Here is a 24368-nt window from a genome sequence, read left to right as displayed (position 1 = left end):
AAGAGAATTTCGCACTCGCACAGCGTGTCGGAACGGTATCGACCGCTGCGAGGACTACTTTCGGTGTGTAGTCGACGCCGGTACCCGCTCCCGAACAGGCCAGTTCAGGTTCTGGGACCCCTGGAACAACAGACATGGCTCACCCCATCTCGAACTATTGAGAGGGGAAGCGGAGCACCTGCAGACAAACCCGACCTCGGACACCTCTCACCGTCTGCTACGGCAGCGCTTCCCGACATCGGCTGTGTGTTCAACCTCGGTTCGAGACTACTCCCGGCAGTGATGTGTCACAAGGAAATAACAGATCCCCTTGCCGACATCTGCGCAGGTGAGCTATTACAAAGCGTTACCTACGGGCGCACGTCTCGCGACGGCGCGCACTACTTGCTCGGCGACCACACGCAGCTTCACGTTCTCCTGTTGCGAGCGCGCGACGAGGACGCCGAACGCGGCCCCGGCATCTACTCCCCGCAACGCCATGACGATGCCCTTGGCCTGATCGATGACAGCCCGCGAATCATTTGCTATCCGCACTTGTTCGATCAGGCTTCTCGCTTCCTCGCATCGTCGTACCTGACGCAGTGCGGCCGTCGCCGCGTCGACGTGCAACCCGAGCACCGACTGATCGAGGTCGTCGAAGGCGTGCGGGCGGCTGCCGTACAGGTTCAGGGCACCCAGCGTCTCCATATCCCCCGACCGGGAGTCTGCCCGTGTTGTCGCGTCGGTCAACGGCACCGACAGGGAGCTACCGCCGGTACCGAACACCGGGGCCTCGCGTAAGCGGAGGACCTCGTCCGAGGTTGCGGCCACGAATGCCGGTCCGGCTGCGCCCAGTAGCATGATTCCGGCCATTTCCGCTCCGGGAAATGCCCGAACCGCCTGCCTGCACAAGTTGTTCAAGAGGGCAATGACACTGTCTTCGGTCTCGAGGAGCCGGAGCACCGCCTCGAGCGACACGGTGACGGGATCGACGTCCGTGGGGGCGTCGACGCTCGTCGCAGTCTGCCGTCGGAGATCCTTCCGCATCCCACCCGTCTCCTCTGACCACATGCCCCATCGAGAGCCTGCGGAACGCTCATCGCTTGCGCTAACCCTACCTGCGCATACGTACCGCACGGACTGGTTTGATCGGGGTTGTTCTGCGGTATCCCACCTGCGGTGTCCCCGGATCGCTACCCTGACTTGTCACCACCCGCGAGCCGGCAACACTCCCGCCGTCAACCCGGTAACGCCCGACCCGGAGGTCTCATGGCCATCGCCAAGACAATCGAACCCGACCAGGATCACACTCATCCCGTCGTCGAACTGCGCGTGCGAGCAACGCCCGATCAGCTGTCCGTACTACGTGCCCTGGCAGCCACCGTTGCCATCCACGAAGACTTCGACCTCGACTCCATCGCCGACATCAAACTGGCCATGGACGAGATCTGCACCCAATTGATCGTCCGCGCGACGCCCGATGCTGTCCTGGTGTGCCGGCTCCAGTACCTCGACGGCACACTGCGAGTGGCCGTGTCGAGCACCACCACGACCATTGATTCGCTCGGGCCGCGCTCGTTCGGCTGGCACGTACTCCATGCCCTGACCGATTCGGTCGACATGCGCCACGAGCCGGACCCGCCCTCGTCGGGATTTGTCACCACCATGGAATTCACCAGGGTGAAGAACGGCTCGATTCTGTGACGTCCGGTACTCGCGGTGGGGGGCAGACGGCACGCTGGCCGGACGAGTATCAGGATGTGGCAGCACTGTTCGAGCGGAAGGCCGCGCTCGACGAGAACGATCCCGAAAGACGAATTCTCCGCGACGCGCTGGTGACGCGTTGCCTCCCCCTCGCAGAGCACATTGCCCGTCGTTTCGACGGCCGAGGCGAGGCGCACGACGACCTGGTACAGGTGGCGCGCCTCGGCCTCGTCAATTCGGTGGATCGGTTCGACGTGACCCGTGGTTCCGACTTCGTGTCGTTTGCGGTGCCCACGATCATGGGCGAGGTACGCCGGCATTTTCGAGATACCGGCTGGGCCGTGCGCGTACCGCGCCGCATGAAGGAACTGCATCTCGCGCTGAGCCTCGCGGTGGGCGAACTGTCGCAGACTCTCGGCCACGCCCCCACCGTCAGCGAGCTGGCCGAACATCTCCACATCGACCAGGAGGACGTGGCGCAGGGCCTCCTGGCCGGCAACGCCTACCAGACGGTGTCCGTGGACAACACGTCGTCCGAGCGGTCCGGCGAACTGTCCATGGTCGAGACGATCGGTGACTACGACGCCGCGATGGACGAAGTCGAGAATCACGAGACCCTGCGCCCGCTGCTCGAGTCGCTGCCCGAACGGGAGCGGACCGTCCTGATGCTCCGGTTCTTCGGCAACATGACGCAGACCCAGATCGCCGACCGCGTCGGCATCTCGCAGATGCACGTCTCGCGGCTGCTGGCGAAAACATTGGCGTCGCTGCGGGATCAGCTCGGCGAGGCGTGAGTCAGATCGTTGCCGCGGTCGATGACGAACCGGTACCGCACATCGCTGGCGACGACGCGGTCGTAGGCGGCATCGATGTCGCTCGCCGGAATCACCTCGATCTCCGCGCCGATGCCGTGCTCCGCACAGAAGTCCAACATCTCCTGAGTCTGGGCGATACCGCCCACCATCGAACCGGCGAGACTGCGCCGATTGGCGGCGAGACTGAAGGCGCGTACCTCGATCGGCTTTTCCGGCAGGCCGAGTTCGACGAGGGTGCCGTTGATCGCGAGCATCGACAGGTACGCGTCGATGTCCAGGTTCACCGACACCGTGTTGACGATCAGATCGAACCGGCTCCGCAACGATCTGAACGTTTCCGGATCAGAGGTGGCGTAGTAGTGATCGGCTCCGAACTTCAGCCCGTCCTCCTTCTTGCCGAGGGACTGGCTCAGAACCGTGACCTCCGCGCCCATCGCATGAGCGATCTTCACCCCGACGTGTCCCAGCCCACCCAGGCCGATGACGGCGACCTTCTTGCCCGGGCCCGCGCCCCAGTGCGCGAGTGGTGAGTACAACGTGATTCCGGCGCACAGCAGCGGCGCCGCGACGTCCAGTTCCAGCCCGTCCGGAATGGAGACGACGAAACGTTCCGTCACCACGATGTGCGTCGAATATCCGCCCTGCGTCCACTCACCGTCGCGGCCGCGAGCGTTGTACGTGCCGGTGACGCGATTCGCGCAGTACTGCTCCTCACCGGCGCGGCAGGCGTCGCATTCACCGCAGGAGTCGACGAAGCACCCGACTCCGACGCGGTCACCCACGTGATGGCGAGTCACCTCGGAACCGACGGCGGTCACCACACCGGCGATCTCGTGGCCGGGGACGACGGGATAGTGGGTCCCGCCCCACTCGTTGCGGGCGGTGTGGATGTCCGAGTGGCAGATGCCCGCGAACTTGATCTCGATGAGAATGTCGAGCGGTCCGAGCTCCCGACGTTCGATGGTGGTCTTTTCGAAGGCACCCTCAGCGGACGTGACTGCATATGCGGCGGCGGTAACCATGCACACATGCCTACCTGTTCGCGTCGCTCGGCGTCCAGGCGGGCCGTGTCCGAGGACAACGGCCCGCCGAGACGAATCGACTCAGTCCTCGAGTTCTTCCTTCTCGGCCCGGCGGCGGAGCCGCCGCGCGGCCGCCACCAGATTGCGCAGCGAGGGTTCCAACTGCCAGTAGTGACGGGTCTTGAGACCCCCGTCGGGGTTGGCCCACAGTCGCTCGAGAGAGACGGATTCGCTGGCCTCGGTGAGCAGTTCGTCGAGCTCGTCGATATCGGGGATCCGCGCCGACCTGCTCTCGTACACACCGGGACCGACCCCGTGAGTCAGCGCCCGTTCCTTGAGCGCATCGAGCACCCAGGTAATGGACCGGGTGGCCACGATGGCAGTGACGTCCGCGTCGAGGCGTTCGATGGCATCGACGACCGACGCGCGGCTCGTGTAGGTGAGGTGGGTGTGGATCTGCGTCTCCGCTTTCGCACCACCGGTGGCGAGGCGGAACGCATCGACAGCCCACTCGAGATACGCCTCACGCCCGTCCTCGCGCAGAGGCAGCAGCTCACGGATGGCCGGCTCGTCCACCTGGATGATCGCGATACCCGCGGCCTCCAGATCGGCGATTTCGTCGCGGATCACCAACGCCAGCTGGTCCGCGGTTTCGTACAACGGCTGATCCTGGCGGACGAACGACCGCGCGATCATCGTGACCGGACCGGTGAGCATGCCTTTGACCGGCTTGTCCGTCAAGGACTGTGCGTACGAGATCCACTCGACCGTCATCGGCTTCGGCCGCGACACGTCCCCGTAGAGGATCGGCGGACGCGTGCACCGCGAACCATAGGCCTGCACCCAGCCGTTGTGGGTGTACGCGTAGCCCTCGAGCAGCTCCGCGAAATACTGGATCATGTCGTTGCGCTCGTGCTCGCCGTGCACAAGAACGTCCAGGCCGATGTCTTCCTGCAACCGGATGGTGTTCTCGATTTCGGCCTGGATCCGCTTGTAGTACTCGTCCCACTCGAGGCGTCCCTCCCCCAGCTCGTAGCGAGCCTGACGGATCTCGGTCGTCTGAGGGAACGAGCCGAGCGTCGTCGCGGGAACCAGGGGCAGATTCAGCCGCTCCTGCTGCGCGACGCGCCTCTCCTCGTACGAGACCCGCACACGGTCGGACGGCGTGATCGCATTGACCCGGGCACGCACGGCGTGCTTGAGCTTGAAGTGCACCGAAGTGGGGCGCTTGCGCCACTTCTCCGACGGCCCCTCGGTGAGAGCCTTCGCGAGCGACACGACCTCGCCGACCTTCTGCTTGGCGAACGCCAGCCGGTCTGCCACGTCACCCTGGATGTCGTACTCGGACAACACGTCGTAGGGAACATGCAGCAACGACGTGGACGTCGAGACCACGAGATCCGGCACGACGTCCTTGATCGTGTTCAGGTACGTCAGGGTGTTGTACCGGTCGACCCGCCACACGTTGCGGCCGTCGACCACACCGGCGTAGATGCGCTTGCGCCGAATGCCGGGGATCTTCGCCAGGTCATCGGCGCTCATCCGGTGGCTGACCAGGTCGAGACCGAGAGCCTCGACCTTGGTCGCGGCGAGGAGGGCGAGTGCTTCACCCAGGTGTCCGTACGGCCCGGTGACGAGGATGCGGGGACGCAGCGGTGCGTGCGACAGCTTCTCGTAGGCACGCGCGAGCGCGGCCAGCTCCTCGGGGGTGCGGTCTTCGGTGAACGACGGTTCGTCGAGCTGGACGCACGTGGCGCCGGCCTTCGCGAGCTGCTCGAACAACAGCTCGTACTCCGGCAGGATCTCGTCCAGCAGGTCGAGCGTCGAGAAGCCGTGCCGCCGGGACGCCGGCCCCACCTTCGACAGGAGCAGCAGCGACACCGGGCCGAGCACGACGGGACGCAGTTCGATTCCGCGCGCCTTCGCCCGTGCGAACTCGTCCATCAGCGTGTCCGAACGCAGGGAGAAGGTGGTGTTCTCGTCCAGTTCGGGCTGGCGGTAGTGGTAGTTGGTGCCGAAGAAGCGCACCAGCTCGAGAGGCGGGAAGTCGGGCCGGCCGCGACACATCGTGAAGTAGAAGTCCAGCGGATCCAGGTCGCTTTCGAGCGCGGCGAACCGCTCGGGCACCGCACCGAACAGCAGCGCGTTGTCGAGTACGTGGTCGTAGTACGAGAACGTGTTGCCCGGGACTTGGGTCAAACCGGTCGCGGCGAGCTCACTCCACGTCTCTTCCTGCAGGTCCCGCCCGACGGCGACGAGTTCTGCCTTCGTGCTGGTGCCATGCCAGTAGGACTCGAGTGCGCGCTTGAGTTCGCGGTGCGGCCCAATGCGGGGATACCCCAGGATGCTGGATCCGTATGTTGCGGTGCTGGACATGCGGTCGACCTTTCTGGGCTCAGTCCGGGGGCGGAAAGCGTCTCGGACTCGATGCACCTGTGCGCCTCTCACAACCGGGGTCGTGAAAGGCGCACAGGGTAGTCGCCTACCTACCTACTAGCTTGCTTTCTTGCTGGCCCGGCCGTTCTCGGCGTACTCGTAGAAGCCGGCGCCCGCTTTCTTGCCGACGAGTCCCGCCTCGACCATGCGCAGCAGCAGCGGCGGTGCCGAGTACAGGGGCTCCTTGAACTCCTCGTACATGGAGTCGGCAATGGACTTGACCGTGTCCAGACCCACCAGGTCGGTCAGCGCGAGCGGACCCATCGGGTGTGCGAGGCCGAGCACCGTTGCCTTGTCGATGTCTTCCTTGGTGGCGAACCCCGACTCCACCATGCGAATGGCGGAGAGCAGATACGGCACCAGCAGGGCGTTGACGACGAAGCCGGAACGGTCCGCGGAGCGGACGACCTGCTTGCCCAGCACATCGCTCGCGAAGGCCTCGGCCCGCTCGGCCACCGCCTTGCTCGTCTTGAGCGTGGTCACGAGCTCGACGAGGGGAAGCACAGGAACGGGGTTGAAGAAGTGCATCCCGATGACCCGTTCCGGGGACTTCGTGGCAATGCCCAGCTTCATGATCGGGATCGACGACGTGTTGGATGCCAGCACGGCATTCGGATCCGTCACGACCGAGTCGAGCTCGGCGAAGATGTCACTCTTCACCTTCTCGTCCTCGACGACGGCCTCCACGACGAGCTGGCGATCCGCGAAATCACCGAGATCGGAGGTGAACCGCAGCCGCCAGGCCGCCTGTTCACGTTCACGTTCGGTGATCTTGCCGCTGCTCACGCCGCGGTCGAGCGAACGCAGGATGCGTGATCGCCCTGCAGCCGCAAGCTCACGGGTCTGCTCGAACACCAGAACATCGACGTGCGCGCGAGCGCACACCTCTGCGATTCCGGCGCCCATGATCCCGGCGCCGATAACGCCGACGCGCTGAATTTTGTCGCTGGTCACGTCGTCAGCTCCTTTTTCGTCTAGTGGAGTCGTCGCCCCGGGAGGGGCCCTGGAACAGGCCCCTCCCGGGGGTCGGGATTGATCAGGTCACACCGTGATCGGTCGAATCCTTGTTGTGGACAAGGATCAGTGGAACTGACCCTCTTCGGTGGAACCCTTCAGAGCAGCCGTCGACGTGTTGGGGTCAACCGTGGTGGCGATGCTGTCGAAGTAGCCGGCACCCACCTCACGCTGGTGCTTGATGGCGGTGAAGCCACGCTCCTCGGCGGCCTTGAACTCGCGCTCCTGCAGGTCGACGAAGGCGGTCATGCCCTCGCGGGCGTAGCCGTGGGCCAGGTCGAACATGCCGTAGTTGAGCGAGTGGAAGCCGGCGAGGGTGATGAACTGGAACTTGAAGCCCATCGCGCCGAGCTCCTTCTGGAACTTCGCGATGGTCGAGTCGTCCAGGTGCGCCTTCCAGTTGAAGGACGGCGAGCAGTTGTAGGCGAGGAGCTGGTCCGGGAACTCGCTGCGCACGGACTCGGCGAACCGCTTGGCGACCTCGAGGTCCGGCACGCCGGTCTCCATCCAGATGAGGTCGGCGTACGGCGCGTAAGCCTTGGCGCGAGCGATGCAGGGCTCGATGCCGTTCTTGACACCGAAGAAGCCCTCGGCGGTGCGGGTGCCGTCCAGGAACGGCTGGTCGCGCTCGTCGACGTCCGACGTGATGAGGGTTGCGGCCTCGGCGTCGGTGCGTGCGATGACCACGGTGGGAACGTCCGCGACGTCGGCCGCGAGGCGAGCCGAGGTCAGGGTGCGGATGTGCTGCTGCGTGGGGATGAGCACCTTGCCACCGAGGTGGCCGCACTTCTTCTCCGACGCGAGCTGGTCCTCCCAGTGCGAACCGGCGACACCGGCCGCGATCATGGCCTTCTGCAGCTCGTAGACGTTGAGTGCACCACCGAAGCCGGCTTCACCGTCGGCGACGATGGGGGCGAGCCAGTTGTCGACGGACGTGTCGCCCTCGACCTTGGCGATCTCGTCGGCGCGCAGCAGCGCGTTGTTGATGCGACGCACGACCTGCGGAACCGAGTTGGCCGGGTAGAGGCTCTGGTCCGGGTAGGTGTGTCCGGACAGGTTCGCGTCACCGGCGACCTGCCAGCCGGAGAGGTAGATGGCCTTGAGGCCTGCACGAACCTGCTGAACGGCCTGGTTGCCAGTCAGCGCGCCCAGCGAGTTGATGTAGTCCTCGTTGTTCACGAGGTCCCAGAGGATCTCGGAACCACGGCGTGCGAGGGTCTGCTCTTCGACAACGGTGCCCTGGAGCTTGGTGACCTGCTCCGCCGTGTAGTTGCGGGTTACTCCCTTCCAGCGCGGGTTGGTGTCCCAATCCTGCTGAATCTCAGCTGCGGTCTTCGGGGTGCCGGTGGTCGACATCAAGACTCCATCTCTTCGATCTGCTGGTCCGGTACGGATGTACTGCTTCACATCCTTGCCAGGCCCTTCCTAGTTACTCATCGAGAATGACACACACAAAAAGTGCCGTCTACCTGTTGCTACTGCCAATCTTCGCTAGCTTTTCATCCAGCCTTGCAAACTTTGCGAAGAAGGAATGGGTGACGACCTACCCTGTCTGCGAGGAAAGATACCCGCCAGTAGTAAGAACATGCAGGTCGCGAACACAATGCACGCAACCCCTCGTACACAGGTAATTGCGCCCCTGCGGCCCGCACTTTCCCGCGGCGGCACACCCCTCGACGAACCGGTTGTGATGGCAATCACCGATCGGGGCGGATACCGCACTCGCGTCCGTTACCGCGCTCGCGTCCGATGGCCGGACCGGCGTCGGGGGCGAATGTACCTTTCGGCGCGTCCACAGCGCCGGAAGGTACGTTCGCCCCGGACCACAGCACCCGCGAAGGCTGCGAAGCCCCTCTTGCGAACCCCGCGAACCGTTCGTAGGCTGGGGAAATGTCGAAGACCTTCGTCGGTACCCGGTTGCGTCAGCTCCGCACCGAACGAGGCATGAGCCAGGCAGCACTGGCCAAGACGCTGGAAATCTCCGCCAGTTACCTCAACCAGATCGAGCACGACGTCCGGCCGCTCACCGTGCCGGTTCTGCTGCGCATCAGCGAGGTGTTCGGCGTCGACACCACCTTCTTCGCCTCCCAGGACGACACCCGCCTGATCGCCGAGATGCGGGAGGTTGCCCTCGATCAGGAGATGGGTATCGACGCCGACGCTCAGGAGATCGCGGACATGGTGGCGTCGCATCCAGGCCTGGCGAAGGCCATGGTCAACATGCATCGCCGGTTCCGCAACACCACCGCGCAGCTGGCGGCGGCCACGGAGGACCGGTTCAGCGACGGCAGCGGCAGCGGTTCCATCACGATGCCGCACGAAGAGGTCCGGGACTACTTCTACCAGCGTCAGAACTACCTGCACGAGCTCGATACTGCTGCGGAAGAGCTCACCGCCCGCCTGCGTTTCCACCGCGGCGACGTAGGTGGTGAGATCGCCCGCAGGCTGGAAACGGTGCACGACGTGCAGATCGTTCGCCGCATCGACCTGGGCGAAAACGTGCTGCACCGGTACGACCCCGAGTCGCGGGTGCTGGAGATCTCGCCGCACCTTTCGGGCGGGCAGCAGGTGTTCAAGTTCGCCACCGAACTGGCCTACCTGGAGTACGGCGACCTCCTCGACAAGATGGTGGCGGAGGGCGGCTTCACCAGCGACGAGTCGGTGGCGCTGGCCCGGCTCGGACTCGCCAACTACTTCGCCGCCGCGACCGTGCTGCCCTATGGGCAGTTCCACGACGTCGCCGAGGATTTCCGTTACGACATCGAGCGCCTGTCGGCGTTCTACTCGGTCAGTTACGAGACGGTCTGCCACCGCCTCTCCACCCTGCAGCGGCCGAAGCTGCGCGGGGTCCCGTTCATGTTCGTGCGCGTCGACCGCGCCGGGAACATGTCGAAGCGCCAATCCGCTACAGGATTCCACTTCTCCACGAGCGGTGGCACCTGCCCGCTGTGGAACGTCTACGAGACGTTCGCGTACCCGGGCAAGATCATGAACCAGATCGCGCAGATGCCCGACGGCCGCCGGTACCTCTGGGTCGCTCGCACCGTCGAGCGTCGCGCCGCCCGCTACGGGCAGCCTGCCAAGATCTTCGCGATCGGGCTCGGCTGCGAGATCAGACACGCGCACCGCCTGGTCTACGGCGACGGACTGGACCTCGACGAGTCGAATCCCGGGACGCCGATCGGAGCCGGCTGCCGGGTGTGCGAGCGGGTCAACTGCCCACAACGGGCTTTTCCGCCCCTGGGCAAGCAACTCGACATCAGCGAACACCGCAGTTCGGTGTCCCCCTACCTCATTCGGTGACAGACTGCACTTTCCGCCGCGCACCGCTGCCGCTGTGAGCGCTTGTTCACACGTCTGTAATTCGCGACACGAACACGTCACCGACAGACATTCAGGCGCAACAACCGCGGCTTAATGTTCGCCCCACGAATACACCTCTGTATACGTGGGGCGGATACATCCGTTCCGGAATACGGGGTTCCCCACCTCCTCCGACGGAAAGGCCCGTACATGCGCACCTTCTCCAAGCGCGCCCTCGCTGCACCGACCGCGCTCGCCGCGATCGGGCTCGTGCTGACCGGTTGCGGCAGCAAGGCATCCGACACGGCCACGGAGTCCACCGCGGCATCCTGCGTGGACACCTCCGGGGACACGATCAAGGTCGGGTCGTTGAACTCGCTGTCCGGCACCATGGCCATCAGTGAGGTGACCGTCCGGGATTCGATCGCGCTCGCGGTCGACGAGATCAACAGCGCGGGCGGCGTGCTCGGCAAGAAGATTCAGATCGTGGCCGAGGACGGCGCTTCGGAACCCACCGTGTTCGCCGAGAAGGCCGAGAAGCTGATCAGCAGCGACTGTGTCGCAGCGGTTTTCGGCGGCTGGACCTCGTCGAGCCGCAAGGCGATGCTTCCGGTGTTCGAGGACAACAATTCCCTGCTCTATTACCCCGTCCAGTACGAGGGTCTCGAAGATTCGAAGAACATCTTCTACACGGGTGCCACCACCAATCAGCAGATCGTTCCTGCCCTCGACTACTTGAAGGAGAAGGGCGTCACGTCGCTGTACCTGGTGGGTAGCGACTACGTGTTCCCACAGACCGCGAACCGCATCATCAAGGCCTACGCCGAGGCCAACGGCATCGAGATCAAGGGCGAGGACTACACGCCGCTCGGTTCCACCGACTTCTCCACCATCATCAACAAGGTTCGCTCCGCCGACGCAGATGCCGTGTTCAACACGCTCAACGGAGACTCGAACGTCGCGTTCTTCCGGGAGTACAAGAACGTGGGGCTGACCGCCCAGGACATGCCCGTCGTGTCGGTGTCGATCGCCGAGGAGGAAGTCGGCGGTATCGGGGTCCAGAACATCGAAGGCCAGCTCACGGCCTGGGATTACTACCAGACCATCGATTCGCCGGAGAACAAGACGTTCGTCGACGCGTACAAGGCGCGGTACGGCGCCGCCAAGCCGACGTCGGACCCGATGGAAGCCGCCTACACCTCCGTCTATCTGTGGAAGAACACCGTCGAGAAGGCGAATTCGTTTGCTACGGCTGACATTCAGGCCAACGCGGACGGAGTGACGTTCGACGCCCCCGAGGGAAAGGTCACGATCGACGGTTCCAACCACCACATCAGCAAGACGGCCCGAATCGGTGAGATCCGGGGAGACGGCCTGATCTACACGGTGTGGGATTCCGGCACCCCGATCGAGCCGGACCCGTACCTGACGTCCTACCCCTGGGCCGAGTCGCTCGGTAGCTAGTACCACGTCCGACGAGTAGAGGGAGAGAGGACATGCATCCATGGATGTAGTGATCGGGCAGTTGTTCACCGGGCTGAGTATCGGATCCATCCTGTTGCTCGCAGCGCTGGGACTGTCATTGACGTTCGGTCAGATGGGCGTCATCAACATGGCCCACGGCGAGTTCATCATGGCGGGCTCGTACACGGCTTACGTGGTGCAGCAGGTGATCTCGAGCGCCACCGGATCCCTGTTCGTCTCTCTACTCGTCGGCTTCGTGGTGGGTGGTGCCATGGGCGTCCTCCTCGAGGTCACTCTGGTCAAACGCATGTACCACCGGCCGCTCGACACCCTGCTGGTGACGTTCGGTGTGGGCTTGATCCTGCAGCAGCTCGCGCGGGACATCTTCGGTGCGCCGGCGGTCAACGTCGTCGCACCGGGGTGGCTCTCGGGCGGTGTGGAGATCTTAGGAGCGGTGGTCCCCAAGACACGTCTGTTCATCCTCGTGCTCGCCGTTGCGTCGGTGGTGGCGCTGTCGCTGGCACTGAAGAGATCGTCGATGGGCCGTCGTATTCGGGCGGTCGTGCAGAACCGCGATCTGGCCGAAACGAGTGGAATCTCCAGTCGCCGTACCGATGTGACGACGTTCTTCATCGGATCCGGTCTCGCCGGTGTCGCGGGTGTGGCGCTCACCCTGATCGGTTCGACCAGCCCGACCATCGGTCAGAGCTACCTCATCGACGCCTTCCTGGTGGTCGTGGTCGGCGGTCTGGGGCAGATGAAGGGTGCGGTGATCGCCGCGTTCGCGCTCGGCCTGCTGAACTCGTTCATCGAGTACTCGACCACGGCGTCGATCGCCAAGGTCATCGTGTTCGTGGTCATCGTGGTGTTCCTCCAGGTTCGGCCACAGGGCCTGTTCGCCGTCAAGACGAGGAGTCTCGTATGAGCATCCTGACGAGTGGCCGTTACCGTGCGTGGGCGGGCTTCGCGCTCGCCGCCCTTCTCCTGTTCGTCGCCGCCCCTGCCGTTCTCAGTGATTTCCGGTTGAGCCTGCTCGGGAAGTTCCTGTGCTTCGCGATCGTCGCGGTCGGTATCGGCCTCGCGTGGGGCCAAGGCGGGATGCTCACCCTCGGGCAGGGCGTGTTCTTCGGGCTCGGCGCCTACATGATGGCCATGCATCTGAAGATTTCCGACGCCCAACTCCGCGGCGACACCGTGCCGGACTTCATGCAGATTGCCGGTATCCGCGCCCTGCCCGGTTACTGGGTGCCGTTCACGTCGCCGGTCGTGACGGTGCTGGGCATTCTGCTGATCCCCGGACTCGTCGCTTTCGCGCTGGGTCTCGGCGTGTTCAAACGCCGGGTGAAGGGAGCGTATTTCGCGATCCTCAGTCAAGCACTCGCTGCCGCGTTCGCGATCCTGCTCGTCGGGCAACAGACCACCGGCGGCAGCAACGGCCTCAACCGGTTCCGCACCTTCTTCGGTTTCAACCTGAACGATCCCGCCAACAAGCAGATGCTCTTCTTCATCACCGCCGGTGTTCTCCTCGCGGTGGTGGCGATCGTGCGGCAACTGATGAACAGCCGCTACGGTGAACTGCTCGTCGCCGTCCGTGACCAGGAAGAGCGTGTTCGCTTCCTCGGGTACGACCCGGCGAACATCAAGCTCGTCGCCTACGTGACCGCCGCCTTCTTCGCCGGGATCGCGGGTGCGCTGTTCGTGCCGATCGTCGGCATCATCTCCCCCGCCGACGTCGGAATCGTTCCCTCGATCGCCTTCCTGATCGGGGTCGCCATCGGTGGCCGCGCCACCCTGCTCGGTCCGGTTCTGGGTGCGATCGGTGTCGCGTGGGCACAGAGTGCCTTCTCCGAGTCCTTCCCCTCCGGATGGATTTACGCCCAGGGCCTGCTGTTCATCGTGGTGGTCGGATTCTTCCCGGCCGGTGTCGCCGGCCTGTTCGCACTGCTGAAACGCAGGCAGAAGGCGTCCCCCGACGAACCTTCCTCGCCCGGACCGGAGGACGACACGGAGTCGACGGAACGAATGGAGATGGCGCGATGACCACGTCCACCACGTCCAAGGAACCTGTGCTCGGCGGCAACGCCGGGATGTCCAGCGAGTACCTCGAGGTGCGCGATCTACGCGTCAGCTTCGACGGGTTCAAGGCTGTCGACGGCGTCGATCTCACTCTGTTGCAGGGTGATCTGCGGTTCCTCATAGGACCCAACGGTGCGGGCAAGACCACGCTCGTCGACGCCATCACCGGGCTCGTCCCTGCGACGGGATCGGTCACCAAGTCCGGTGTCGAGCTGATCGGCAAGAAGGTGCACCGCATTGCCCGGCTCGGGGTGGGACGCACGTTCCAGACTGCGAGTGTGTTCGAGGAGTTGACGGTTCTCCAGAATCTGGACATCGCCGCGGGTGCGGGCCGCTCGGCACTCACCCTGCTGCGCCGCCGCAAGACGGTGCTCCCCGCCATCGAGGAGGCTTTCGAGGTCACGGGTCTCGGCAGCCTCCGCGACACCCCGGCCGGGATTCTCGCGCACGGGCAGAAGCAGTGGCTCGAGATCGGGATGCTGCTGGTGCAGAACTGTTCGGTTCTCCTGCTCGACGAGCCGGTTGCCGGGATGAGTTCCGAGGAGCGGGAAGAGACGGGAAACCTGTTGCGCCGCATCGGCGGTGAGCGGACCGTCGTCGTGGTCGAGCACGACATGGATTTCATGCGCGCGTTCGCCACGTCGGTGACCGTGCTGCACGCCGGGAAGGTGCTGAGCGAGGGCACCGTCGAACAGGTGCAGGCAGACCCGCGCGTGCAGGAGGTGTACCTCGGGACGGCCGCCGCCGGCGCCGCTCCCGAGTTGCAGCCCGAGGTTTCGAAGGAGGACAGCGATGCTCGAGCTTGACGACATCCGGGCCGGGTACGGCCGGACCGAAGTGATCCACGGGGTCTCGCTGACGGTGCCGTCGGACGGCGTGGCAGCGGTGATGGGTCACAACGGCGCGGGCAAGACGACGCTTCTGCGGGCTGCGGTCGGACTGATCAAGGTCGATTCCGGGCGTGTGCTGTTCGACGGCGAGGACGTCACGGCGCTGCGACCGAGCGCCCGCGTGGCGCGCGGCCTCGCGTACGTCCCGCAGGGCCAGCAGTCGTTCGGGCAGCTGACCACCGCCGAAAATCTCCAAGTGGTTGCCGACGGCCGCAAGCGCGGAAAGGAACTCATCGGGGAGGCACTCGATCTCTTTCCCGCGTTGCGTGGCCTTCTCGAACGACGTGCCGGTCTCCTCTCGGGTGGTCAGCGTCAGCAGCTGGCCATTGCCCGGGCGCTCATCACCGAGCCGAAGATGTTGATTCTCGACGAACCGACCGAGGGCATTCAGCCGTCCGTGGTCGCGGAGATCGAACGCACGATCATGGAGCTCACGCGTCGGGGCGGGCTCGGCGTCCTGCTCGTCGAGCAGCACATCGGCTTCGCGCTCGAATCGGCGGAGCGCTACTACGTGCTCGAGTCGGGGCGGGTCACGTCGTCGGGTGCCGGTGGCGCCGCACCCGAGACCGACGTCCGTACCGCGGTGTCCGACGTCCGCGCGGCAATGGCCATCTGATGGCTCGCCGAGAATCAGCCGGTCCACTCAGCGACCAGGTGTACCTCGCGCTGCGGACCGACCTGATGAGCGGACGAATTCCGCCCGGACAGCGTCTCGGCGAGGAACGCCTCGCCGAGACGTACGGCGTGTCCCGGACGCCGGTACGGGAGGCCCTGGCTCGTCTGCTGGCGGACGGGCTCGTGCAACGCGATGTGGGTGGGCTCTTTCCGTACCGTCCGCGCATCGACGAACTCGCCGGGCTCTACGAGCTCCGCATCACACTCGAACTGCAGGGCATCGCACGGGTCAGGGACGACGAGTCGAGGCAGCACGACCCCGACGTCCTGGGACCCGAACTCGACAAGTGGTACGCCCTGCGCAAGGACACTCCGGAGCCCGACGCCGGGTTCGTGGCACTCGACGAGCAGTTCCACACCGTTCTGTTGCGGGCCGCGGGCAACACAGCGTTGTCGGACGCCCTCGTCAACGTGAATGCGAAGGTACGACCGGTGCGGATGTTCGACTACCTCACCCCCGACCGCATGACTGCGACCATCGACGAGCACATCGCGGTGGCAGAACTGACCCTGGATCGCAAACTCGATGCCGCCTACGACACCCTGCTGGCGCACATCAGCGAGTCGCGAGAAGTGGTGATCGAACGCGCCGAACAGGCGCTTTCGCTGGCGCGGATGGCGTGGGCCGTCCGGGATTGAGACCGCGTTCCCCTCGCGCGGGCTCCCTTTCTCGACCGGGAAGCCGAGCGAGTGCTAGCGTCTTGCTACCGCTCGGTAACACAGTCTCGACGGAAGGGAGCGGCATGAGCGCACGCATTCCACCAGGACGGCTGAAGGAGCTCGGACCGGTCAACTGGGTGTTGTGGCGGATCATTTCGACCGTCGCCGGTGTTCCCGACGCGCATCTCTTCAGCACGGTCGGCCGCGCGAGGGGCCTGTTCCGGGCGTGGCTGCGCTACTCCAGCAAGTTGATGCCCGGTGGAAAGATCTCCCGGCACGAGACCGAACTGATCATTCTCCGCGTCGCTCATCTGCGGAAGTGCGGGTACGAGATGGATCACCACGTCCGTCTCGGACGCCGCGCCGGCGTCACCCCGGCCCTTCTCCAGCAGGTGCTCGACGGTCCGGACGCCGAGGGCTGGGATGTGCGCCGCCGCGCCATCCTCACGGCCGTCGACCAACTCGTCACCACCGACAATCTCGACGATGCAGCGTGGTCGGCGCTCAGCGCCCACTTCGACGACCGCCAGCTGATCGAGTTCTGTTTCCTGGTCACGCAATACGACGCGCTGGCCACGACCATCGGCACATTGCGGATCGAGCGGGACTACACGTAGACGCCGCGGTCCGGTCCAATCCCCTTCGCTACGCCGGGCGGACGGGCTGCCGGAGAACCGTCCGGAGTTTCGCCGGTGCCGTCCGCCGGGGGTCGCTGAGGTAGATCTCGTGATGATCGCCGTTGAAGACCAGTCCGTGCTCGGGCATGAACTCGTCGTGTAGTCGGGCGAGGGTAGGCGCCTCGTCGTCGTAGGAGCCGAGGTGCAGGATCTGCACGCTTACGCCTTCGATGAACGTGAGCGGGCGCAGCAAATCGAGAGCGGGAAGCTCCTTCTTGGCGGCGACCGCCGACCGCGCATCCTCGATGTCGGCCATGGTGATCCAGTCGGGTTGCACGATCATCATGGTCCAGTCCCAGCTGTCCTTGTCGCGGTTGGTGAAGCTGCGTGGGTCGCCGGCACGCCACAAACCTTCGAGCGGACCGACGACGAAATCGCGACCGCGAATATTCTTGCTGGCGAATTTGATCGTGTAGGCGGTGGCATACAGCGCCTCGACGGCCGCGGCGTACTCGGGTGAGGTGTTCGGGTCACCATGTCCGTCCACTGCGATATAGGTCAGCTCCGGGACGTCGACCAGAGCGAACCCTCCGGCGCTCGGCGCGTAGAGATGCTTGCGCTCCTTCTTGCAGTCGTACTTGTCCACGGTGACGCCTTTCCTGTTTCTGCATTTCTGCAGTCGGTGTCTGCGTATGTCTGCCTTGTCTGCGTTGAAGTCTGCATCGATACTTCACCGACTGAGCTGTGACGCACCGCGCCACAGCTCGAACGAGTGGACATCGCACAGAGATGGGGATCAACGAATGACGGATACCGCCCAGAGAACCAGCTCCGAAAGAGGACTGGCACGGGTCGCCCAGTCACTCGCCACCTGGACCGAGAAGTGGTTTCCGGACGCCTACGTTTTCGCGCTGGCCGGTGTGGTCCTCGTGGCCGTCGCCGCTCTGGCCAACGGTTCCTCCCCGCACGCGGTCGTCGATGCTTTCGGTGACGGCTTCTGGGATCTCACTGCCTTCACCCTGCAGATGGCCATGGTGGTACTCACCGGATACGTCGTGGCCACCTCGCCACCGGTCGCCAGGCTGATCGACCGGTTGGCCACCGTGCCGCGCACCGCCAGCAGTGCGGTGAGTGTCGTTGCATTCCTGTCGATGTCGGTGTCCTTCCTGAACTGGGGACTCAGTCTCGTCTTCGGTGGTCTGCTGGCCCGTGCGATCGCCCGCCGGACCGATCTACGTGTGGACTATCGCGCTCTCGGCGCAGCGGCCTTCATGGGACTGGGCGCCGTGTGGGCGCTCGGCATGTCCTCTTCGGCCGCGCAACTGCAGGCCACTGCCACCTCGCTGCCTCCGGCACTGCTGCAGATCACCGGCGTCCTCGACTTCGGTGACACGATTTTCACGTGGCAGTCACTGCTCATGTGTGCCATTATCACCGCGCTGACCGTGGCGATTGCGCATTTCTCCGCGCCGAGGGGTGCCGCCATCAAGACTGCCGAAGAACTGGATGTCGATGTAGACGACCAGCCCGCCGAGGTGGCGCCGCGCTCACGGCCGGGAGAGTGGCTCGAGTACAGCCGTATCCTGCCGGTCCTCGCCGCCCTGATGACGCTGGGATGGTTGGTCTCTCAGCTCGTCACGAAGCCGGTGCTCACCGTTGTCAGCAGTTTGAATGGATATCTGCTCGTATTCCTCATGCTGGGCCTGGTCCTGCACGGGACACCCCGCAAGTTCCTGCAAGCTGTCAATCTCGCTGTACCGGCCACGGCCGGTATTCTCGTCCAGTTTCCGCTCTATGCCGCAATGGCCGCGATCCTCACCGAGGCCGAGGGCAACGGGGGTCTCACCATCTCGGAACACCTTGCGGAGTTCTTCACCAACATCGGGGGCGGCGGGAGTTTCGCGGTCGTCATCGCCCTCTACACCGTGGTGCTGGGGGTCTTCGTCCCCTCCGGCGGCGGAAAATGGCTGGTCGAGGCTCCGTATGTCATGCAGGCGGCCACCGACGTCCAGATGAATCTGGGCTGGACGGTTCAGATCTACAACGTGGCCGAGGCACTGCCCAACCTCGTCAATCCGTTCTTCATGCTGCCACTCCTGGCGGTGCTGAAGCTGCGCGCCCGCGACCTCGTCGGATTCACATTCCTGCAGTTCATGTTCCACCTGCCGGTGGTTCTGCTCCTGGTGTGGCTACTCGGGATGACTTTCGACTACGTGCCGCCGGTAATACCCACGCCATGACGGCGCGCGAGAGGTTCTACTAACCCACGCTTTACCGCTTGAAATCTCCGCGCAACACGACGTCCTTAGCGTATACAAGCGTGTCCACAGGGATGAATACGCCGCCGGTCGAGTACTCGTTCGACACGCTCCTCGTAGCGAATCGGGGCGAGATCGCTTGTCGTATCATGCGTTCGGCGCACATTCTGGGACTCAAGACGGTGGCGGTGTATTCCGACGCCGATGTGGCGGCTGCGCACGTCGAGATGGCCGACATGGCGGTGCGACTCGGACCCGCTCCCGCAGCCGAGTCGTATCTACGCGCCGATGCCGTCGTCGAGGCTGCGCTGGCCACCGGTGCGGGCGCAATCCATCCCGGGTACGGGTTCCTCTCCGAGAACGACGCCTTCGCCACCGCAGCCGAGTCGGCGGGCATTGCCTTCGTGGGTCCCACACCGGAACAGCTCCGAATCTTCGGGAACAAGCACACCGCCCGGGAAAAGGCTCTAGCCGTAGGGGTTCCGCTCGTTCCGGGCAGCGGCCTCCTCGATTCGGTGGATGCGGCGCTGTCCGCAGCCTCGGATATCGGATACCCGGTGATCATCAAGGCAGTCGGTGGTGGCGGCGGAATCGGTATGCAGGCCTGCTTCGACGCCGGCGACCTCACGGAAGCGTACGACCGCGTCCAGCGATTGGCCGAGGCGAACTTCTCGTCTTCCGGTGTGTTCCTCGAACGCTTCGTCGCCCGGGCGCGGCACATCGAAGTGCAGGTTTTCGGTGACGGCCTCGGACGTACCCTCAGCCTCGGCACACGCGACTGCTCGCTTCAGCGGCGCCATCAGAAGGTGGTGGAGGAGGCTCCCGCACCCGGACTGCCCGATGACGTCGTCGAGCGATTGCTGAGTTCGTCCCGCATGCTGGCGTCGTCCGTCGACTACCGATCCGCAGGGACGGTCGAGTTCGTCTACGACGTGGATCGCGGCGAGGCGTCGTTCCTCGAAATGAATACCCGCTTGCAGGTGGAACATCCGGTCACCGAGGAAGTCACCGGTATCGATCTGGTCGAGTGGATGCTGCGGCTCGCACGAGGAGATTCGTCGATGCTCGAGGGCCTCCCCGACACCGGACCGGACATCGTCGGTACAGCGGTGGAAGCCCGGATCTACGCCGAGGACCCGGGCCACGACTACCGCCCCAGCGCGGGGCGGCTCACCGGAGTCGAGTTTCCTGCCCACACGCGGGTGGAGACGTGGGTCGACACCGGCACCGAGGTGAGCCCCTACTACGACCCGATGCTCGCCAAGGTGATCACTCGCGGGCATCGGCGCACGGGTGCGTTCGCCGCGTTGGCCGAGGCCCTGTCCGACACGCACATCTACGGAATTCAGACGAACCTGCCGCAGCTGCGGCGAATCTGTTCTGCCGCGGACGTTCTCGACGCCGTCCATACCACCGGCTTTCTCACCGACTTCCGTTCGACGGGCCGTCGTATCGACGTCCTCCGGGCAGGGACCATGACCACCGTGCAGGACTATCCAGGCCGCACCGGGCTGTGGAGCGTCGGCATTCCGCCGTCCGGACCGATGGACGACCTTTCGTTCCAGCTCGTGAACTCCGCCGTCGGCAACCCTGCCGGGGCGCCGGGCCTCGAGTGCACCCTCCAGGGTCCGCGACTCGAGTTCTCCGATGCCACCCTGATCTGTGTCGGCGGCGCGGATGCACCGGTCACGATCGATGGCGACGCCGTCCCGTTGTGGGAGCCGGTCGAGGTGCCCGCCGGTTCCGTTCTCGACATCGGCAGTCCCACCGACACCGGTCTGCGCACGTACCTCGCCGTCCGCGGCGGCATCGACGCACCGCTCTTTCACGGCAGCGCTTCCACTTTCCCGCTCGGTGGTTTCGGCGGCATCACCAGTAAGGCAGTTGCCACCGGGGACGTACTCGGACTCCTCGACGACACCGGCGGCCTGGGCACTCCACACCCCGTTCCGAAGGAGTCGCGTCCCCACTGCACTCACCTGTGGCATCTGGCGGTCACCGAGGGTCCGCAGGCTGCGCCGTCGTACTTCACCGAATCGGACATGGCGCAGTTCTACGACACCACGTGGAAGGTGCAGACGCACGCCAATCGCACGGGTCTCCGCCTCGACGGACCCAAACCCACCTGGTCGCGGACCGATGGCGGCGAGGCGGGACTCCACCCGTCGAACCTGCACGACAACCCGTACAGCGTGGGTGCTCTCAACGTCTCCGGTGACACACCGATCCTCCTCGGTCCCGACGGCCCGAGTCTCGGTGGCTTCGCCTGCCCGCTCACGGTCGTCAGCGCCCACCGGTGGAAGCTGGGGCAGATCCGACCGGGTGACCGGGTGCGCTTCGTGGCGGTGTCCGAGTCCGATGCGCACGAACTTCGGCGATCCGATTCCTCTCGCGCCCTCGATGTTCCGCGAGGAGTCCGGACTCCTGCCAAGGCCGACGGAGGCGTTCTGGGGCGAACCGGGCCCGTCCTGGACCGCCCCGCGGTGGCATACCTTCGCGGCGGGGACGACAACATCCTCGTCGAATACGGTGAACAACAACTCGACCTGGGACTCCGGATGCGGGTGCACGCGCTGTCGGAAGAGTTGATGCGACGCGGGGTGCGCGGCATCATCGACATCACGCCCGGGGTGCGGTCGCTGCACCTGCATTTCGACCCCGACGTCCTCCCCGGTGGCCGCCTACTCGACATCCTGCAGGACATCGAGGAACTGCTGCCCGCCACGCACGACCTGGTCGTCCCGAGCCGAACTGTCCGGTTGCCGTTGTCCTTCGACGACCCCTCCATCGCGGAGGCGATCGACCGCTACCGCAGCGGCGTCCGGGACGAGGCTCCCTGGCTGCCCTCCAACACCGAATTCATCCGTCGCATCAATGGGTTGGGCAGTGTCGACGACGTGCGCGACACCGTGTTCGATGCCGAATACCTGGTCCTCGGGCTCGGTGACGTCTATCTCGGTGCCCCGCTGGCCGTGCCACTCGATCCCCGGCACCGCCTGGTCACCACCAAGTACAACCCGGCACGCACCTGGACGCCGTCCGACGCCGTCGGCATCGGCGGAAAGTACCTGTGCGTCTACGGCATGGAGTCGCCGGGCGGTTACCAGTTGATCGGGCGCACGGTACCCATCTGGTCCGGTTACCGGCAGCACCGCCCCTTCGACGAGGGCACACCCTGGATGTTCCGGTTCTTCGACCGCATCGTCTGGGAACCGGTGACCCCGGAGGAACTGCGGAAGTACCGCGAGCAGGCCGTGGCGGGCCGGTTCGATACCGAGATCTCCGAGGGCACCTTCGCACTCGCCGATCACCTGAAGTTCCTGACCGACAACGCCGAGTCGATCGCAGCGTTCAACAGCAGGCAGTCGGCGGCTTTCGACGCCGAGAAGTCTGCGTGGCGTGCGTCCGGTGAATACGACCGCGTCGAACCGCCACCCCTCCCCGAACAGCCGCCCCTCGACCTGCCACCCGGTGCGGTCGTCGTCGAAGCTCCGCTGGTGGGCAGCGTGTGGCGAGTCGAGGTCGAGGTCGGGCAGCGGGTCCGGCTCGGCGACAACGCCGTGGTGCTCGAGGCCATGAAACTGGAGATGCCGGTGCCTGCCACCGCCTCCGGAACGGTTCTGCAAGTGCTTGTTTCACCGGGATCGATCGTCGAGTCCGGCGCCCCCCTCTTCGTGATCGGAGCAGAGAACTGATGAGTGTGAGTGTCGATGCCAACAAGCTGGGGCCCACTAGAATTACCCTCTCGCCCACCGAACGCGTCGACGACGCCTTCCGGCGGATCGCCGCGGTGGACCGTCCGGAAATCTGGATCACACTTCGGCCCGCCGAGGACGTCTATGCCGACGCGGCCGCCATCGAATCGAGACTCGCTGCAGGCGAAGACCTCCCGCTGGCCGGGCAGATCCTGGCAGTCAAGGACAACATCGATGTCGCGGGACTGACCACCACCGCGGGGTGCCCCGAGTTCGCCTACGTGCCCGACCACACCGCGACCGCCGTCCGCCGACTGGTCGATCAGGGTGCCATCGTCCTCGGGAAGACGAACCTCGACCAGTTCGCCACCGGCCTGGTGGGCACGCGCAGTCCCTATGGGGCGGTGCGCTGCTCGTGGGACCCCGAGCGGGTGTCCGGTGGCTCGAGCTCCGGCTCGGCCGTCGCCGTGGCCCTCGGCATCGCCGACATCGGGATCGGCACGGACACCGCCGGTTCGGGTCGGGTGCCGGCGGCCTTCAACGGTCTCGTCGGTATCAAGGCCACACTGGGTGTGATCCCCGCGGACGGCGTCGTCCCCGCCTGTGTCGACTACGACTGTGTCACGGTGTTCGCCACCGAACTCGACACCGCCGCCGCCGCGGCACGGATCATGGCCGGGCCGGCGTCGAGGGACCCGCGCAGCCGGGCTTGGCCGGCCGACGTGAGGTTGGCGGCACCCGCGCAGCCACAGGTCGCCATCCCGCGCGACGAGGACCTCACCGCGCTCGGCGCCGACTACCGGCAGGCATTCGACGACACGGTACAAGCGTTGACCGACAAAGGCTTTCGCGTCGACACGGTAGACATCTCCGCACTGCTCGACGCTGCCCGGCTACTCTACGACGGTGCGGTCGTCGCGGAACGGTACACCGCCGTCGGACGGTTCCTCGACACGGCGCCTGCCGGGGCGGATCCGGTGGTGACCGCCATCGTCGGGTCCGCGAGGCGGCCGGCGGGGCACGAGTTGGTGGCCGACCTCGACACACTGGTTCGCGTCAAGGCGCAGACCCGGGACCTCCTCGCCGGCTTCGACGGGCTGCTCCTGCCGACCACCACCGAGCACCCGACCATCGCAGCGGTCCAGGCCGAGCCGATCGACATCAACCGGCGAATGGGCACTTACACGAACTTCTGCAACCTGCTCGACATGGCGGCCGTCGCGGTACCCGGCATGCCCACGGCGGCGGGTGCACCATTCGGGGTGATGATCGTGGTGCCCGGGTTCGCCGATCAGGTGGCCGTCGACCTCGCTGCCCGGCTCACCGGTGTTCCCGCGCCGGCGTTGGTCGAGGACGGTGTCGAGCTCGCCGTATTCGGCGCCCACCTGCGCGGGCAGCCTCTCCATTTCCAACTCGAGGACCTCGGTGCCCGTTTCGTGGACACCGTCACCACCACCGACGCGTACCGGCTCACCGCACTTGCCACCACACCCCCCAAACCCGGGCTGGTGCGCCGGGGCCCCGGCACGGGCGCACCCATCGTCGGAGAGTTGTTCCGAGTCTCCCCCGCCGGATTGGGACGATTCCTGGCGGCACTTCCGGCGCCGATGGCACTGACCAGTGTGGAACTGTCCGACGGCCGCGCCGTGGTGGGCTTCAGCTGCACCCACGACGCGGTCGACGGGGCCACGGACATCACCGAATTCGGTAGTTGGGTTGCCTACCTTGCCGCTTCGCGTCCCGTGAGTACTTCTTAACAG

At 65.3% G+C, this 24368-nt stretch carries 19 protein-coding genes; 13 read left to right on the top strand and 6 right to left on the bottom strand.

The features are described from left to right. Positions 1 to 336: 336 nt before the first annotated feature. Positions 337 to 1026 carry an ANTAR domain-containing protein gene (locus GFS60_RS07825; protein ID WP_159920190.1) on the bottom strand — a complete coding sequence of 230 codons (690 nt, stop codon included), beginning with the start codon at positions 1024 to 1026 and terminating at the stop codon, positions 337 to 339. 222 nt (positions 1027 to 1248) lie between these two features. Here GFS60_RS07825 and GFS60_RS07820 point away from each other — a divergent pair, with 222 nt between their 5' ends. Further along, the gene (locus GFS60_RS07820) at positions 1249 to 1683 is read left to right on the top strand and encodes an ATP-binding protein (protein WP_159920188.1); all 435 of its coding nucleotides are present in this window, start codon (positions 1249 to 1251) and stop codon (positions 1681 to 1683) included. Continuing rightward, positions 1680 to 2477, top strand: a complete 798-nt coding sequence (locus GFS60_RS07815; protein WP_159920186.1) for a SigB/SigF/SigG family RNA polymerase sigma factor — start codon at positions 1680 to 1682, stop codon at positions 2475 to 2477. Before GFS60_RS07820 ends, GFS60_RS07815 begins: the two co-directional genes overlap by 4 nt. Here GFS60_RS07815 and GFS60_RS07810 read toward each other — a convergent pair. The 4 genes from GFS60_RS07810 to aceA form a co-directional block, all read right to left on the bottom strand. Continuing rightward, positions 2459 to 3520 (bottom strand): NAD(P)-dependent alcohol dehydrogenase, encoded by a 1062-nt coding sequence (locus GFS60_RS07810; protein ID WP_159920184.1) that lies wholly within the window; start codon positions 3518 to 3520, stop codon positions 2459 to 2461. The genes GFS60_RS07815 and GFS60_RS07810 overlap by 19 nt on opposite strands. A gap of 81 nt (positions 3521 to 3601) precedes the next feature. Beyond that, the gene (gene metE / locus GFS60_RS07805) at positions 3602 to 5896 is read right to left on the bottom strand and encodes a 5-methyltetrahydropteroyltriglutamate--homocysteine S-methyltransferase (RefSeq protein ID WP_159920182.1); all 2295 of its coding nucleotides are present in this window, start codon (positions 5894 to 5896) and stop codon (positions 3602 to 3604) included. A gap of 117 nt (positions 5897 to 6013) precedes the next feature. Next, on the bottom strand, positions 6014 to 6910 hold the full coding sequence (locus tag GFS60_RS07800) for a 3-hydroxybutyryl-CoA dehydrogenase (protein ID WP_109327740.1): 897 nt from the start codon (positions 6908 to 6910) through the stop codon (positions 6014 to 6016). A gap of 126 nt (positions 6911 to 7036) precedes the next feature. Continuing rightward, positions 7037 to 8326, bottom strand: a complete 1290-nt coding sequence (aceA, locus tag GFS60_RS07795) for an isocitrate lyase (RefSeq protein ID WP_109327738.1) — start codon at positions 8324 to 8326, stop codon at positions 7037 to 7039. A gap of 534 nt (positions 8327 to 8860) precedes the next feature. Here aceA and ramB point away from each other — a divergent pair. From ramB to GFS60_RS07755, 8 genes are all read left to right on the top strand, one after another. Next, complete coding sequence (gene ramB / locus GFS60_RS07790; protein ID WP_109327734.1) at positions 8861 to 10273, top strand: acetate metabolism transcriptional regulator RamB; 1413 nt, start codon at positions 8861 to 8863, stop codon at positions 10271 to 10273. Between the two features lie 210 nt (positions 10274 to 10483). Beyond that, positions 10484 to 11737 carry an urea ABC transporter substrate-binding protein gene (gene urtA, locus GFS60_RS07785; RefSeq protein ID WP_159920180.1) on the top strand — a complete coding sequence of 418 codons (1254 nt, stop codon included), beginning with the start codon at positions 10484 to 10486 and terminating at the stop codon, positions 11735 to 11737. A 40-nt stretch (positions 11738 to 11777) separates the two neighbouring features. After that, positions 11778 to 12662, top strand: coding sequence for an urea ABC transporter permease subunit UrtB (gene urtB, locus GFS60_RS07780; RefSeq protein WP_109327729.1), 885 nt, complete (start codon positions 11778 to 11780; stop codon positions 12660 to 12662). After that, the gene (gene urtC, locus GFS60_RS07775) at positions 12659 to 13777 is read left to right on the top strand and encodes an urea ABC transporter permease subunit UrtC (protein WP_159920178.1); all 1119 of its coding nucleotides are present in this window, start codon (positions 12659 to 12661) and stop codon (positions 13775 to 13777) included. Before urtB ends, urtC begins: the two co-directional genes overlap by 4 nt. Beyond that, positions 13774 to 14619: an urea ABC transporter ATP-binding protein UrtD gene (gene urtD / locus GFS60_RS07770; protein WP_109327725.1), complete on the top strand. Its 846-nt coding sequence runs from the start codon at positions 13774 to 13776 to the stop codon at positions 14617 to 14619. Before urtC ends, urtD begins: the two co-directional genes overlap by 4 nt. Next, a complete protein-coding gene (urtE, locus tag GFS60_RS07765; RefSeq protein WP_159920176.1) occupies positions 14606 to 15319 on the top strand; it encodes an urea ABC transporter ATP-binding subunit UrtE in 714 nt (237 codons plus the stop codon). Before urtD ends, urtE begins: the two co-directional genes overlap by 14 nt. Beyond that, positions 15319 to 16017, top strand: coding sequence for a GntR family transcriptional regulator (locus GFS60_RS07760; RefSeq protein WP_159920174.1), 699 nt, complete (start codon positions 15319 to 15321; stop codon positions 16015 to 16017). Before urtE ends, GFS60_RS07760 begins: the two co-directional genes overlap by 1 nt. A gap of 104 nt (positions 16018 to 16121) precedes the next feature. Continuing rightward, entirely contained in the window at positions 16122 to 16655 is a 534-nt protein-coding gene (locus GFS60_RS07755; RefSeq protein WP_159920172.1) for a carboxymuconolactone decarboxylase family protein, read from the top strand. Positions 16656 to 16683: 28 nt separating this feature from the next. On the opposite strand, the gene GFS60_RS07750 is transcribed toward GFS60_RS07755, so the two are convergent. Then, positions 16684 to 17301 (bottom strand): GyrI-like domain-containing protein, encoded by a 618-nt coding sequence (locus tag GFS60_RS07750; protein WP_159920170.1) that lies wholly within the window; start codon positions 17299 to 17301, stop codon positions 16684 to 16686. Between the two features lie 157 nt (positions 17302 to 17458). On the opposite strand from GFS60_RS07750, the gene GFS60_RS07745 reads away from it, so the two are divergent. The 3 genes from GFS60_RS07745 to atzF all read left to right on the top strand — a co-directional run bounded on the left by GFS60_RS07745 (position 17459) and on the right by atzF (position 24365). Then, on the top strand, positions 17459 to 18895 hold the full coding sequence (locus tag GFS60_RS07745) for a short-chain fatty acid transporter (protein ID WP_159920168.1): 1437 nt from the start codon (positions 17459 to 17461) through the stop codon (positions 18893 to 18895). Positions 18896 to 18987: 92 nt separating this feature from the next. Then, positions 18988 to 22608 (top strand): urea carboxylase, encoded by a 3621-nt coding sequence (uca, locus tag GFS60_RS07740; protein WP_159926971.1) that lies wholly within the window; start codon positions 18988 to 18990, stop codon positions 22606 to 22608. A gap of 5 nt (positions 22609 to 22613) precedes the next feature. Continuing rightward, positions 22614 to 24365 (top strand): allophanate hydrolase, encoded by a 1752-nt coding sequence (gene atzF / locus GFS60_RS07735; RefSeq protein ID WP_159926969.1) that lies wholly within the window; start codon positions 22614 to 22616, stop codon positions 24363 to 24365. The last annotated feature ends 3 nt before the right edge of the window (positions 24366 to 24368 follow it).

The organism is Rhodococcus sp. WAY2 (genome assembly GCF_009859915.1).
Taxonomy (GTDB): Bacteria; Actinomycetota; Actinomycetes; order Mycobacteriales; family Mycobacteriaceae; genus Rhodococcus_F; species Rhodococcus_F oxybenzonivorans.
The sequence above is the reverse complement of the archived record's forward strand: the minus strand, read 5'-3'. Positions and strand labels throughout refer to the sequence as shown.

Excerpts from the sequence above, each read along its gene's own strand:
- aceA (WP_109327738.1), bottom strand. The coding sequence starts at position 8,326 with ATGTCGACCACCGGCACCCCGAAGACCGCAGCTGAGATTCAGCAGGAT.
- urtB (WP_109327729.1), top strand. The coding sequence starts at position 11,778 with ATGGATGTAGTGATCGGGCAGTTGTTCACCGGGCTGAGTATCGGATCC.
- GFS60_RS07825 (WP_159920190.1), bottom strand. The coding sequence starts at position 1,026 with ATGCGGAAGGATCTCCGACGGCAGACTGCGACGAGCGTCGACGCCCCC.
- GFS60_RS07745 (WP_159920168.1), top strand. The coding sequence starts at position 17,459 with ATGACGGATACCGCCCAGAGAACCAGCTCCGAAAGAGGACTGGCACGG.
- urtE (WP_159920176.1), top strand. The coding sequence starts at position 14,606 with ATGCTCGAGCTTGACGACATCCGGGCCGGGTACGGCCGGACCGAAGTG.
- GFS60_RS07760 (WP_159920174.1), top strand. The coding sequence starts at position 15,319 with ATGGCTCGCCGAGAATCAGCCGGTCCACTCAGCGACCAGGTGTACCTC.
- GFS60_RS07820 (WP_159920188.1), top strand. The coding sequence starts at position 1,249 with ATGGCCATCGCCAAGACAATCGAACCCGACCAGGATCACACTCATCCC.
- metE (WP_159920182.1), bottom strand. The coding sequence starts at position 5,896 with ATGTCCAGCACCGCAACATACGGATCCAGCATCCTGGGGTATCCCCGC.
- GFS60_RS07755 (WP_159920172.1), top strand. The coding sequence starts at position 16,122 with ATGAGCGCACGCATTCCACCAGGACGGCTGAAGGAGCTCGGACCGGTC.
- urtD (WP_109327725.1), top strand. The coding sequence starts at position 13,774 with ATGACCACGTCCACCACGTCCAAGGAACCTGTGCTCGGCGGCAACGCC.
- uca (WP_159926971.1), top strand. The coding sequence starts at position 18,988 with ATGAATACGCCGCCGGTCGAGTACTCGTTCGACACGCTCCTCGTAGCG.
- urtC (WP_159920178.1), top strand. The coding sequence starts at position 12,659 with ATGAGCATCCTGACGAGTGGCCGTTACCGTGCGTGGGCGGGCTTCGCG.
- ramB (WP_109327734.1), top strand. The coding sequence starts at position 8,861 with ATGTCGAAGACCTTCGTCGGTACCCGGTTGCGTCAGCTCCGCACCGAA.
- urtA (WP_159920180.1), top strand. The coding sequence starts at position 10,484 with ATGCGCACCTTCTCCAAGCGCGCCCTCGCTGCACCGACCGCGCTCGCC.
- GFS60_RS07810 (WP_159920184.1), bottom strand. The coding sequence starts at position 3,520 with ATGGTTACCGCCGCCGCATATGCAGTCACGTCCGCTGAGGGTGCCTTC.